General features: G+C 69.3%; 13 protein-coding genes. 11 read left to right on the top strand and 2 right to left on the bottom strand.

Annotated features, from left to right (window positions below):
• Positions 1 to 52 precede the first annotated feature (52 nt).
• Complete coding sequence (locus H036_RS0119625) at positions 53 to 862, bottom strand: FadR/GntR family transcriptional regulator (RefSeq protein ID WP_026146188.1); 810 nt, start codon at positions 860 to 862, stop codon at positions 53 to 55.
• 137 nt (positions 863 to 999) lie between these two features.
• Between H036_RS0119625 and H036_RS0119620 the strand changes: the two genes are divergently transcribed.
• The 10 genes from H036_RS0119620 (at position 1,000) to H036_RS0119575 (ending at position 10,643) form a co-directional block, all read left to right on the top strand.
• Positions 1,000 to 2,052, top strand: coding sequence for an LLM class F420-dependent oxidoreductase (locus tag H036_RS0119620; RefSeq protein ID WP_036489369.1), 1,053 nt, complete (start codon positions 1,000 to 1,002; stop codon positions 2,050 to 2,052).
• Positions 2,049 to 2,756 carry an NADPH-dependent F420 reductase gene (npdG, locus tag H036_RS0119615; protein ID WP_017936517.1) on the top strand — a complete coding sequence of 236 codons (708 nt, stop codon included), beginning with the start codon at positions 2,049 to 2,051 and terminating at the stop codon, positions 2,754 to 2,756. The genes H036_RS0119620 and npdG overlap by 4 nt, the downstream gene beginning before the upstream one ends.
• Before the next feature lie 121 nt (positions 2,757 to 2,877).
• Entirely contained in the window at positions 2,878 to 4,026 is a 1,149-nt protein-coding gene (locus tag H036_RS0119610) for a CaiB/BaiF CoA transferase family protein (RefSeq protein WP_017936516.1), read from the top strand.
• A 23-nt stretch (positions 4,027 to 4,049) separates the two neighbouring features.
• Positions 4,050 to 4,820, top strand: coding sequence for a crotonase/enoyl-CoA hydratase family protein (locus tag H036_RS0119605; protein ID WP_017936515.1), 771 nt, complete (start codon positions 4,050 to 4,052; stop codon positions 4,818 to 4,820).
• Entirely contained in the window at positions 4,820 to 6,316 is a 1,497-nt protein-coding gene (locus H036_RS0119600; RefSeq protein WP_017936514.1) for a class I adenylate-forming enzyme family protein, read from the top strand. Before H036_RS0119605 ends, H036_RS0119600 begins: the two co-directional genes overlap by 1 nt.
• 71 nt (positions 6,317 to 6,387) lie before the next feature.
• Positions 6,388 to 6,693 carry a hypothetical protein gene (locus tag H036_RS0119595; RefSeq protein ID WP_026146186.1) on the top strand — a complete coding sequence of 102 codons (306 nt, stop codon included), beginning with the start codon at positions 6,388 to 6,390 and terminating at the stop codon, positions 6,691 to 6,693.
• Positions 6,694 to 6,699: 6 nt separating this feature from the next.
• On the top strand, positions 6,700 to 7,143 hold the full coding sequence (locus tag H036_RS0119590; RefSeq protein WP_017936512.1) for a nuclear transport factor 2 family protein: 444 nt from the start codon (positions 6,700 to 6,702) through the stop codon (positions 7,141 to 7,143).
• Positions 7,144 to 7,206: 63 nt separating this feature from the next.
• Positions 7,207 to 8,247 carry an aldo/keto reductase gene (locus H036_RS0119585; RefSeq protein WP_026146185.1) on the top strand — a complete coding sequence of 347 codons (1,041 nt, stop codon included), beginning with the start codon at positions 7,207 to 7,209 and terminating at the stop codon, positions 8,245 to 8,247.
• 55 nt (positions 8,248 to 8,302) lie between these two features.
• A complete protein-coding gene (locus tag H036_RS0119580) occupies positions 8,303 to 9,412 on the top strand; it encodes an acyl-CoA dehydrogenase family protein (protein WP_017936510.1) in 1,110 nt (369 codons plus the stop codon).
• Position 9,413: 1 nt separating this feature from the next.
• On the top strand, positions 9,414 to 10,643 hold the full coding sequence (locus H036_RS0119575) for an acyl-CoA dehydrogenase family protein (RefSeq protein ID WP_017936509.1): 1,230 nt from the start codon (positions 9,414 to 9,416) through the stop codon (positions 10,641 to 10,643).
• A 71-nt stretch (positions 10,644 to 10,714) separates the two neighbouring features.
• On the opposite strand, the gene H036_RS0119570 is transcribed toward H036_RS0119575, so the two are convergent.
• Positions 10,715 to 11,704, bottom strand: coding sequence for an acyl-CoA dehydrogenase family protein (locus tag H036_RS0119570; protein WP_017936508.1), 990 nt, complete (start codon positions 11,702 to 11,704; stop codon positions 10,715 to 10,717).
• Between the two features lie 108 nt (positions 11,705 to 11,812).
• On the opposite strand from H036_RS0119570, the gene H036_RS0119565 reads away from it, so the two are divergent.
• Positions 11,813 to 12,955, top strand: a complete 1,143-nt coding sequence (locus H036_RS0119565; protein WP_017936507.1) for an acyl-CoA dehydrogenase family protein — start codon at positions 11,813 to 11,815, stop codon at positions 12,953 to 12,955.
• Positions 12,956 to 12,973 lie beyond the last annotated feature (18 nt).

The following is a 12,973-nucleotide window of genomic DNA, read 5'->3' as shown; positions in this document are numbered from 1 at the left end:
GAACGCGTTCGGGAGCAGCCCCTATCGGATCAGCCGAATCGGATCAGCCGGATCAGCCGAAGAGGTCGACGACCGGCATGTTCTTCTCGCCGGGCGGGAGGATGAAGCTCTCGGCGACCTCCATGTGACGTCGCCAGTGCTTCTCGGCGCCCTCGCTGTCGTGGGTCTCGACGAGACGCAGCAGCTTGCTGTAGGACCGGAGCGCCTTCTGGTAGCGGTCGGGCGCCGTCGCGTCGTCGAGCATGCCGACACCGATGGCGCGCGCCATGTGGGTGTCGACGATGTCGACCAGCACGGCCCCCTGCACGGCCAGCGTCTTGTTGCCGCAACGCTGGAGCACCAGCTCGTGGATCCGGTAGGTCGCACGAGCCCAGTCCGCCGGGTTGGGAACCTTGTCGAAGCCCGCGTCGATCGTCGTCTTGAGGTCTGCGATGGCCTCGCGGAGGTCCTGGACGTCCTCGGGGCTGCTGCGCTCTGCGAACATGGCGGCGCAGATGGGCTCGGTGGCCTTGCGCGCCTCGTAGACGTCTTGGACCGTGGTGCCCTGGAGCTGCAGCAGCAGACCGACATGGCGGGCCGCGACGCGCGGGTCGGGCGCGAGCACCTGGGCTCCACCCCGCGATCCGCGACGTACGCCGATCAGCGACTCCGCCTCGAGGATGCGGAAGGCTTCGCGCAGGGTCGGCCGAGAGACAGCGAACTGCTGCATCAGGTTGGCCTCGGCGGGCAACGTCTCACCGGGCTTCAGCTCGCCCTTGACGATCTGCCGGCGCAGGTGGGAGGCGATCAGCTCGGCTGTCTTCGGTGCTCGCATCGCCATGCCGACCCGAGGTGCCGTGTCGTGGCTTGCCGCATTAGTCATAGAAGTCATCCTATTCCGTTTACTTTGACGGCCGTTTGCGGCGCGCCGCTGCATGGTCTCCGGAGGCCGGATCTGTGATGTGCGCCACGGTGATCCAAGCATAGACTGAATCATTGAACTCATTTAGTCTATGCCGCATGAAGATTGGCATGCCGCTCAACTACGCGGGCGGCTTCCGGGAGACTGTCAACCACCTCCGAGAGTTCGAGTCGGTCGGTCTCGACAGGGTCCTCCTGCCGGAGGCGTACTCGTTCGACTCGGTCAGTCAGCTCGGCTTCATCGCCGCGATGACCGATCGGGTGGAGATCGCCTCCAGCATTCTGAACATCTACTCGCGAACGCCGACGCTCCTGGCGATGACCGCGGCCGGGCTCGACTACGTCTCCGACGGTCGATTCGTCCTGGGGATCGGTGCCTCCGGTCCGCAGGTCGTCGAGGGCTTCCACGGGCTGAGGTACGACAGGCCGCTGACGCGCACTCGCGAGGTGATCGACATCTGCCGGCAGGTGTGGCGTCGCGAGCCGGTGGAGCATCACGGCGATGTCTACCACCTCCCGCTCACCAAGGAGCACGGTGGCGGGGGACTCGGCAAGCCGCTGAAGCTGATCAACCACCCGGTCCGCGCCCGCATCCCGATCATCCTGGCTGCCCTGGGCCCCAAGAGCGTCGAGCTGGCGGCCGAGGTCTGCGAGGGGTGGGAGCCGATCTTCTACCTGCCCGAGGCGGCGAAGGCGGCCTTCGGTGACGCGCTTGCCGCGGGGGTCGCCCGTCGCTCTGCGGAGCTCGCGCCGCTCGAGATCTCGGCCGACGTGAAGGTCCTCATCTCCGAGGACCGCGACGAGCTCGAGCGCGGCGAGTGGGAGGTGCGCCGACACCTGGCGCTCTATGTCGGAGGCATGGGGGCTCGGGGCAAGAACTTCTACAACGAGCTCGCCGGTCGCTACGGCTTCGTCGACGAGGCGCGTCTCGTCCAGGACCTCTACCTCGATGGCCGGAAGGAGGAGGCTGCGGCAGCCGTGCCGGCCGAGCTGGTCCACGGTGTCGCCTTGATCGGCGCCCCGGGGCATGTCGCCGAGCGTGTCGCCGCCTTCGCCGAGTCCGGCCTGACCACCATCAACGCCTCCTGCGTCGCCTCGACGCACGAGGGACGTGTCAAGGACATCGCCCTACTGAAGGAGTACGCCGGATGAACATGACGATCTTCGACGACGAGCCGGCGCTGGCGGTTCCGTCCTCGCTCGAGGGCCGACGCATCGCGGTTCTCGGTGGCACCGGGCCGCAGGGACGGGGTCTGGCGCGCCGCTTCGCGCTGGCGGGTCTCGACGTGCTGCTGGGGAGCCGAGACGGTGGCCGCGCGCAGGAGATGGCCGACGAGCTCGCCGCCGAGACCGGTCGGCCGCTGGTGGGCCTCGACAACGTCTCCGCCGCCGCCGAAGCAGACGTCGTGCTGCTCGTCGTGCCGTGGGACGGTCACGAGACGCTGGTCAAGGAGATCGCGCACGTGGTGGGCGGCAAGGTCGTCGTCGACTGCGTCAACCCCCTGTCGTTCGGGAAGCACGGCTGCTCGCCGATCCTGGTGAGCGAGGGTTCGGCTGTCGAGCAGGCGCAGATGCTCCTTCCTGATGCGGTGGTGGTCGGCGCGTTCAACACGATCAGTGCCGTCCTGCTCAACGACCCGCAGCATCCGTCGGTGGAGACGGACGTCCTGGTGGTCGGCAACGTGCGTGCTGCCACCGACATGGTCCAGGACCTGGCCGGGATGATTCCGGGAGTGCGGGGCGTCTATGCGGGCAAGCAGTTCAACGCCCATCAGGTCGAGGCCTTCACCGCGAACCTGATCAGCATGAACCGTCGCTACAAGAGCCATGCCGGGATCCGGGTCACCGACATCTGAGGACGTCGGAACGCGTCGCCGAGGGGAGCCAGGGTCTGGTTCCCCTCGCGCCGTATCAGATGTCATTCCGACATCGAGATTGAATAGTGCAATCAGTTAACCAATGCGTTAGGATGGCAGCATGCGGAAGTTGACGGAGAGCAGGGGCGGGCCTCTTGCGGGTCTTCGCGTCGTCGAGCTCGCCGGCATCGGGCCGGCGCCGTACGCGTGCCTGCTTCTGGCCGAGCTCGGTGCCGACGTCGTGCGCGTCGATCGCCCGGGTGCGGTCGGAGCCGCCGTGGCGGCGAGCATCGGCCTGGCGCGCAGCAGGTCCAACATCGCCGTCGACCTGAAGTCGGCGCAGGGACGCGACGTCGTGCTGAGACTGGTCCGAGACGCCGACGTGCTGATCGAGGGCCTGCGTCCCGGCGTCACCGAGCGACTGGGAATCGGCCCCGCCGACTGCCACGCGATCAACGAGCGGCTCGTCTATGCGCGGATGACCGGATGGGGCCAGAGCGGTCCGCTCGCGCAGACCGCCGGCCATGACATCACCTATGCCGCCATCACCGGTGCGCTGCATGCGACCGGCTCCGTGGACAAGCCGCGCAACGCGGTGAACCTGGTGGCGGACTTCGGCGGCGGCTCGATGTTCCTGCTGCTCGGCGTCCTCGCCGCACTCCAGGAGCGTCAGACGAGCGGCCGCGGCCAGGTGGTCGACGCGGCCATGGTCGACGGCGCCGCCTCCTTGATGACGATGGTCTACGGCATGTTCAACCGCGACGGCTGGATCGACGCGCGTGAGAGCAACCTGCTCGACGGCGGGACCCCCTACTACGACACCTATGCGTGTGCCGATGGCAAGCACGTCGCCGTCGGCGCGATCGAGCCGCAGTTCTTCGCCGAGCTGATGAAGGGCCTGGAGCTGGAGTTCGACCAGGACGACACGGCGCGATGGCCCGAGATGCGCGCTGCGATCGCGGGCCGCTTCACGGAGCGGACCCGCGACGAGTGGGCTGCGGTCTTCGAGCAGACCGACGCCTGTGTGGCGCCGGTGCTCAGCCTCGCCGAGGCGCCCCTCCACCCGCACATGGCTGCCCGGGGCGTGTTCGCCACCCTGGACGCGGGCCCGGAGCCCCGGGTGGCACCTGTCTTCTCGCGTACGCCTGCCGACGAGCCCAGCTCGGTGCGCAGCGCGGGTGAGGACACCCGCTCGGTCCTGGCCGCGGCCGGCTACGCGGAGCACGAGATCGATGACCTCATCCAAGCCGGCTTCGTCCGGCAGGCCTGAAGACCACCAAGAGAGGAAGCGTCATGACTGAGGCACCTGAGGTGCTCACCGAGCGTCGCGACGGCGTTCTGATCATCACCATCAACCGACCGCACGCCAAGAATGCCGTGACCCAGGCGGTCGCCGAGGGCGTTGCCGCTGCGGTCGACGAGCTGGACGGCTCCGAGGAGCTGTGGGCCGCCGTGCTGACCGGCGCGGGCGGCAGCTTCTGCTCGGGCATGGACCTGAAGGGCTTCCTGCGAGGAGAGAGCCCCAGCATCGAGGGCCGCGGCTTGGCCGGCATCACCATGACGCCGCCGCGCAAGCCGCTCATCGCCGCGGTGGAGGGCTGGGCCCTCGCCGGTGGGTTCGAGATCCTGCTCGCGTGCGACATGGTGGTCGCCGCCGAGACCGCTCGCTTCGGCGTCCCGGAGACGAAGCGTGCACTCGTGGCGGGAGCTGGAGCCGCGATGCTGCTTCCGCAGCGGATCCCGCTGCCGATCGCCCTCGAGCTGTTGCTCACCGGAGACCCGATCAGTGCCCAGCGCGCTTACGACCTCGGACTGGTCAACCGGCTCACGCCCGAGGGCGGCGCCCTCGAGGAGGCCGTGGCGCTGGCCAAGTCCATCGCCGCCAACGGACCCCTCGCCGTCGCGGTGACCAAGCAGATCGCGCGCTCGGCGTCCGACTGGACGTTCGAGGAGAGCTGGAAGCGGCAGTCGGAGCTGATGGCGCCGGTGTTCACCTCGGAGGATGCGCGCGAAGGCGCGACCGCGTTCGCGGAGAAGCGCTCCCCGGTCTGGAAGGGTCGTTGATGTTCCGCGAACGGTTCCGTGATCTTCTCGCTCAAGCGCCTGCTGATCGTGAAGCCATCGACTTCGAGGGCCAGTGGACCAGCTGGGGCACGGTCCAGTCGGTGGCCAGATCACTCGACAACGCCTTGAACGAGCGCGGCTTGGGCGAGGCCGCGCGTGTCGGCCTCATCCTGGAGAACCGGCCCGAGCACGTGGCTGCCCTGCTCGAGATCCTCGCCTCGGGGCGTACGGTCGTCACCTTCAGCGGCCTTCAGCCGCCTGCGCGCCTCGCCGCCGACATCGCCCGGGCCGCCGTCCCGGCCGTCGTGGGGCGTCCGCAGCAGCTGGCCGGCGAAGGCGTCCGGGAAGCGGCCGGCGAAGCCCTCGTGCTGAGCCTGCTGGCCGACCGGGTCAGCGCCTCGGGGCCGATCGAGCCGGTCGTTCCGACACCGGAGGACCTGGCTCCTGGGATCGCCGTGGAGATGTTGACCTCTGGCACGACCGGTCCGCCGAAGCGCGTGCTGCTCCGCGAGCGACAGTTCGCGACGGCGCTCGCCACGAGTGTTCCGAACCCGCCGTCCGACGGCCTCTTCCGCAGCGGCACGACACTCGTGGTGACCCCCATCGTCCACATCGGCGGCTTCTGGGGCGCGCTGTCGCCCATCTACGCCGGCCGCAAGATCTGCCTGCTTCCGCGCTTCGAGCTCGAGTCGTGGTTGGAGGCCGTCGAGCGGCACCGGCCGCGTGCGACGGGCCTGGTGCCCGCCGCCCTCCGGACGATCCTCCAGGCCGAGGTGCCCGCGGAGAAGCTGTCCAGCATCCAGGTCGCAACGAGCGGGACGACCTTCTGCCCGCCGGAGCTGATCGACAGCATGCTCGACCGTTACGGGATCCGGGTGCTGCCGACCTACGGCGCGACCGAGTTCGCGGGGGCGATCGCCCTGTGGAGCCTCCCGCTGCACGAGAAGTACTGGGAGACCAAGAAGGGCGCAGCCGGACGGCCGGTGCCTGGCGTCGAGCTACGCATCACCGGTCCGGACGGGAATCCGCTTCCGGCCGGCGAGCAGGGACTGCTCGAGGTCCGCACGGCGCAGTCGCCGTTGGGCGCCGACGAGTGGCAACGCACCAGCGACCTCGCCGCGCTCGACGAGGACGGCTTCCTGTGGATCCACGGTCGCGCCGACGACGCGATCATCCGTGGTGGCTTCAAGGTGCATCCGGAGACCGTGCGGCTGGCCCTGGAGCGTCACCCTGCGGTTCGCGAGGCCGCCGTCGCGCCGTGGGCCGACGAGCGACTCGGCGCGGTTCCGGTGGCGGGCGTCGAGCTCGAGCCGGGCGCCGTGGCACCGTCTCCCCAGGAGCTGCGGGACCACTGCCGGGAGCTGCTCCTGCCCTACGAGGTGCCGTTGCACGTCGTGATCGTGGACGAGCTCCCGCGAACGCCGTCACACAAGGTTTCGCGCGTCGACCTGCTCGAGCAGATCAAGACCGCACTCAGCTCCGAGGTCGCTGTCTGAGTGTCGTTCGACACTCGCTAGGTTCGGGTGCCGGCGTGATCGGCGCCACAAGCAATGAGAAAGGCAACATCATGAAGCTCCGTGTAGGAGAGGCGCTTGCGAGCGCGGTCGACACGACGCAGATCATCGTGACCAAGGCTCCGGCCGGCGAGGTGGAGCTGACCTGCGGCGGCGTCGCGATGATCGCCAAGGGGTCGCAGGCTCCCGAGGTGACGGCGGATCCGGCGCATCTGGGTGGGACGCTGCTGGGCAAGCGCTATGTCGACGCCGCCGACAGCATCGAGGTCCTGGTCAGCAAGGCCGGCGACGGCTCGCTCGCGGTCAACGGTGAGCTCCTCACCCAGGCCGGCGCGAAGGCGCTGCCTTCCTCGGACTGATCGACCATGGACATCGCCGAGCTCGTCATCAGGGAGCGGGTGCGGGACACGTATGCGGCCTACACCCATGCCGGCGACCGCTTCCGGCTCGAGGAGCTCGCAGACTGCTTCGCCGCCGACGGCGTGCTCGAGATCAAGGGCTCGAGGACGGCCGTCGGACGGGCGGCGATCGTCGCGACGCTCGGCGGTGGCCGCGACAGACCCGCGGGTGCGGTGCCTCCACAGGTCCGGCACTTCGTCACCAACCTCCGGTTCGACGCGATCGCGCCCGACCGGGTGGAGACGTCGGCGTACTTCTGCGTGATCACGCACCACGGGGAGCACCTCGGCGTCGATCACTGGGGTCGTTACCGCGACGTCCTCACCCCAGCCGAGGACCGCTGGGTCTTCGCGCATCGTCTGGTCCGTGTCGATGCGGCCATGCCGGCAGGCTGGTACGCCGGGCGCTGAGCGCGCGGTTCATTCGTCTTTGACAGATCGTGGACGGCGCTGCCGTCGGAGGGTGGGTTCCTGATGGAGATGCGACTGCTGGGCCGTACGGGCGTGCGGGTGTCGTCCCAATGCCTGGGGACGATGATGTTCGGTTCGATCGGCAACACGGACCGCGCCGAGTGCCGAGCCATCGTCGACAGGGCGTTGGACGCGGGCATCAACTTCATCGACACCGCCGACGTCTACTCGCGCGGCGAGTCCGAGGAGATCCTCGGCGAGGTGCTGCGCGGCCGTCGCGACGACGTCGTGCTCGCCACGAAGTTCTACAACCCGATGGACGGCGACCCCAATCACCGCGGCGCATCGCGCCGCTGGATCGTCAAGGCGTGCGAGGACTCCTTGCGGCGCCTCGGCACCGACTACATCGACCTCTACCAGGTGCATCGCCTCGACGAGAACACCGACCTCGACGAGACGCTCTCGGCGCTCTCGGACCTGGTTCGCGACGGCAAGGTTCGGATGGTCGGCACCTCCACCTGGCCGGCGGAGTGGATGGTCGAGGCTCAGTCGCTGGCCAGCACCCGGGGCCATGTGCTGCCTCGGTGCGAGCAGCCGCCGTACTCGATCTTCGTGCGTGGTCCCGAGCGGGACGTGTTCCCGACCGCGGTCCGGCACGGCATGGGCGTCATCGTCTGGAGTCCCCTCAACAGCGGCTGGCTGACCGGCAAGTACCGCTCGGCCGAGGTCGCCCCGAGCGGCAGCCGCTTCGACCGGCTCAACACCCGCGGCTGGCGCCTGGGCAGTGACGGCGCGTCGGACAAGCTGGCCCTGCTGCCTGCGCTGGACAAGATCGCCGCCGATGCCGGCCTCGACATGGTCACCCTTGCCCTCGCCTTCACCGCCGCTCATCCGGCGGTGACCTCCAGCATCATCGGGCCCCGCACGCTGGAGCAGCTGGAGTCCCAGCTTGCGGCGGCGGACGTTCGCCTGGATGCGGACGTGCTCGACGCGATCGACGAGGTCGTCGCGCCGGGTCACACCGTCGATCCGGCCGACTATGCCTTCACGCCCCAGGCATTGCGTCACCTCGGTGCTCGTCGCCGGCCTCATTCGACCAAATAGTCAAATGAGTTATATGTTAGTAACTCCATCGTGACCTTCAGATAGGAGCCGAGCCATGAGTGGCCAGGCTGAGGAGCTCCAGGAGCTCCGCGAGGTGACCCGTCGCTTCCTCGCCGACAAGGCGTCGATCTCCGACACGCGCCGGGTGGTAGAGAGCGGTCGATCGTGCGACGAGGCGGTCTGGAAGCAGATGGCCGAGCAGATCGGGCTGCAGGGCATCGCGGTTCCCGAGCAGTTCGGCGGCGCCGGCATGGGGCCCGTCGAGCTGGGCGTGGTGTGCGAGGAGCTCGGCCGCACCCTGTACGCCGGGCCGTTCTTCGCCACGGTCGTGATGGCTGCCCAGGCGCTGGTCGCTGCCGATGACGTCGAAGCGGCCGAGCGCTGGCTTCCCGGCATCGTCGAGGGTGCGCTGACGGGCACCCTCGCGGTGGCCGACCTGACTGGCGAGATCGATCCCGAGAAGGTGCTGACCACGGCCGAGCCCGACGGCGAGGGCGGCTGGCGGCTCACCGGCAGCAAGCGCTTCGTGGTCGACGGCTGCAGCGCCGACCTGATCCTGGCCGCCGCTCTGGTGGAGGGGGAGGTCGGGCTGTTCGGCATCGATGGCGACGCGGCCGGCCTGACGCGAGAGCCGCTCGCGCAGCTCGATCCGACCCGCGCACTCGCCGTCCTCACGTTTGAGGCGACGCCTGCGCAGCGGGTGGCGACCGATGCCGCCGCCGTCCTGGGGCGGGTGCGCGACCTGGTGTCGGCGCACCTCGCCGCCGAGCAGGCCGGAGGTGCTGCGGCTGCGCTCGAGATGGCCGTGGAGTATGCGAAGGTCCGCGAGCAGTTCGGCCGACCGATCGGCTCGTTCCAGGCGATCAAGCACATGTGCGCGGATCGACTGCTCGACGTCGAGTCGGCGCGGAACGCGGCCTCGGCTGCTGCGGCCCTGCTCGCCGACCACGATCCCGAAGCCTCGCTCACGGCCAGTGCGGCGGCGGCGTGGGCGGGCCCCGCCTTCACCCGCGTCGCCAAGGACAACATCCAGATCCATGGCGGCATCGGCTTCACCTGGGAGCACGACGCCCACTACTTCCTCAAGCGCGCCAAGTCGTCCGAGGTGCTCTTCGGCAGCCCGGCCCACCACCGCGCGCGCGTCGCCGACCTGGCAGGAATCTGACATGACGACCATCCAGCACCCGGTCCACCCGAGCGTGGACGACCCCTCACACGCGCTGCACGCCGAGAGCGACGAGGAGTTCCGGCTGCGCCTGCGCGCGTTCCTCACCTCCGGCGGTCCCGGCCCGAGGCCCCGCGACCCGCGCGAGCGCGTCGCCTGGACCAAGGCCTGGCACCGCAATCTGTACGACGCGGGCTACGCCGGCCCGAGCTTCCCGCAAGAGGTCGGTGGCATGGACCTACCGTTCGGGCGGCAGGTGATCTACCAGGAGGAGATCGCCCGCGCGAAGGTTCCAGGTGCGCTCGGCACCGGTCTCGGCATCGTCGCCCCGACGATCATCCGCTACGGCACCGAGGTCCAGAAGCAGACGTGGGTGCGGGCGATGCTGCGTCACGACGAGGTGTGGTGCCAGGGCTACTCCGAGCCCGGCGCGGGCTCGGACCTGCCCTCGCTGCGGACCACGGCACGTCGTGAGGGCTCGGGGGAGGACGAGGTCTACGTCGTCAACGGGCAGAAGGTCTGGACGTCGAGCGGCATCCTGGCGGACACCCTGTTCTGCCTGGTGCGGACGGGCTCCCAGGAGTCGCGCCAGAAGGGCATCACCTACCTGATCATCGACGCCAAGGCGCCCGGCGTGACGATCCGCCCGCTCAAGGATCTCAACGGCGGGACGATCTTCGCCGAGGTCTTCCTCGACGACGTGCGCGTGCCTGTCGCCAACCGGATCGGCGAGGAGAACAGCGGCTGGGCACTCGTCCGCACGTCGCTGGGCCACGAGCGTGCGGCCGGTTCGATGAATCAGGCCGCCCGGTATCGCCGGGTGCTCGACGAGCTGATCCAGCTCGCCCAGGAGCGCGGCCTCACCTCCGACCCGCTGATCCGCGATCAGCTCGCCGACTTCGACATCCGGGTCCGCCTGATGCGCTTCAACGCCGAGCGCATCATCGCCGGCATCCTCGAGCGTGGTGAGCCCGGTCCGACGTCCTCGGTCTCGCGCCTGATGCTGACGACGTTCGAGCAGGAGCTGCACGAGTTCGCGGTGGACATGCTCGGTCCGGATGGCCTGGTCACCAAGGCCTCCGATGCGGCCGTGCAGCGTGCGCGCTGGCTCAGTGGCTTCCTCACCAGCAGGGCCGCCACGATCGGCGCCGGTACGGCGGAGATCCAGCGCAACACCATCGCCGAGCAGGTGCTGCGGCTTCCGCACGATCCGGCGATGCCGCCGCGCTGAGCGCAGGTGCACGAGAACGGGCGAGGGGCCTTCCGGATGGAAGGCCCCTCGCCCGTTCTCGGATGCTGCGCTCAGGCCTCGTGGTGGGTGCTCACCAGCGCGCCCACCTTCTCGTAGTGTGCTGACGCGTTGCCCCAGACCGCCTGGTCGACCTTGGCGCGGCGGAGGAAGAGGTGCAGGTCGTGCTCCCACGTGAAGCCGATGCCGCCGTGCAGCTGCAGCGCGTCGCCTGCCACCTGGGCGATGCCGTCCGATGCCGTTGCCTTCGCCACGGATGCCCACAGCGTGGCGTCGTCGGCGTGCGCGTCCAGCGCCATCGCGGCGCGGTAGACGGCTGCGCGCACGCCCTTGAGGCTGATGAGCATCTCGGCGGCCTTGTGCTTGACCGCCTGGAAGGAGCCGATCGGCCGGCCGAACTGCTCGCGCACCGTGGTGTAGGCCACGGTCATGGCGAGCAGCTGCTCACCCGAACCGAGCGCGTCGGCTGCGGTCAGCACCGTCATCGCGTCGCGCCAGCGGGCGCCGTCGATGGTCAGCGGGATCGTCTCCGTGACCTCGTCCAGGTCCACCGAGTACCAGCCTCGCGTCTGGTCGATCGTCGTGTGACGGTGCGTGCTGGCGAGGCGGACCAGCCGGGGCTCGCCGTCGAGGACGAGGGCGATCTCACTGGCACCCGCGGCGTGGACCAGATCCGGCGTGTCGACGACGGTGGCGCGCACGCTTCCCTCGGCGAGCTGGTCCACCAGGGCGCTCGGTGCACCTCCGGCCGCGGCCGCGGCCGCGACGAGGGCCGTCTCGACGTACGGGCCCGGAGCGGCCGCGCGGCCGATCTCCTCCGCGACCAGGCACAGCTCGACCAGGCCCTGACCGGCTCCGCCGAGATCCTCGGGGACGATGAGCGAGGACCAGCCGAGCTCGCAACCGCGCTGCCACAGCTTGTCGTCGACGTCGTGGGCCGCATCGGCCAAAGTACGTATGAGCTGCGGCGGGCAGGCGGTGCTCAGCATGCTGCGCGAGACCTCGCGAAGCATCTGCTGTTCCTCGTTGAGCTCGAAGTCCATGCGACGCCTTCCTATCGATGCGGGCAGTTCCCGCGGGCCCTGGGTCATGAGTATGGTATCCCTGAAGCAGCCAAATCATCTAACTGTTCAAGCAAGGGGTCAACAGCGATGCGACTCGATTCCTCCGCACAGCTCGACCAGCTGCGCGACGACGTTCGGACGTTCGTCGCCGAGCACAGCCCGGGCATCAAGCAGCATGCCGGAGTGCGGGCTCCGGAGGCGGAGCAGATCCCGGCGCTGCGCGAGTTCACCAAGCAGCTGTTCGGCGCGGGCTTCCTCGGCGGCGGGTGGCCGCTCGCCTACGGTGGTCGCGCCGATTACAACCCCGCTGAGGCGTTCGTGGTGGCCGAGGAGCTGGCGCGCTCCCGGACGTGGACCCCGATCGGCGCCTACCACCTGTCCTCAGCGGCCCTGATCGACTTCGGGACGACCGAGCAGAAGGACCACTTCCTTCCGCGGATCAGGTCGGGCGAGGACATCTGGTGCCAGCTCTTCAGCGAGCCAGGGGCCGGCAGCGACCTCGCGGGCCTGCAGACCAAGGCCAGGCTCGACGGCGACCACTGGGTGATCGACGGCCAGAAGGTGTGGACCACCAACGGTCACCACGCCGACCTGGGTTACCTGCTGGCACGCACCGATCCTGCCGCGCCGAAGCACAAGGGCATCACGGCCTTCATCCTCGACATGCGCGCTCCCGGCGTCGACGTGCGCCCGCTGCGCGAGATCACTGGCACCTATGACTTCAACGAGGTCTTCCTCGACGGCGTGCGCATCCCGGCCGATCGCGTGATCGGTGAGGTCAACGACGGCTGGCGGGTGGCCAACTCGAGCCTCGGGCACGAGCGCAGCGGTGTCGCCGCCAGCTCGGTCGAGCTCGTGCGGCAGCTCGACCGCCTCACCGAGCTCGGCACCGACGCGCAGATCGGCAAGATCGCGACGCAGGTGCTCGCCGTCCAGGCGATGAGTGAGTCGGTCCGCTCCCACATCCTGGCCGGCACCGAGGACGCCGCAGACGCGGCCGCGGTGAAGATCGCCTTCAGTGAGACGAACCTCGCGGCGGTAGAGCTGGGTGTGGAGCTCCAGGGGCGAGCCGGGATCCTCGCCGAGGGCGACAGCGAGGCGGTCGATGCCGGCTGGTGGCAGGACGCCTTCCTCTATGCCCGCGCCTACACCATCGCGGGCGGCGCGACCGAGGTGCTCAAGAACGTGATCGCCGAGCGTGCGCTCGGCATGCCGCGCGAGCCTCGCTGACTCGTCCCTGAACCGAAA

This window comes from Nocardioides sp. Iso805N (assembly GCF_000364605.1).
Lineage (GTDB): Bacteria > Actinomycetota > Actinomycetes > Propionibacteriales > Nocardioidaceae > Nocardioides.
The sequence above is the reverse complement of the archived record's forward strand: the minus strand, read 5'-3'. Positions and strand labels throughout refer to the sequence as shown.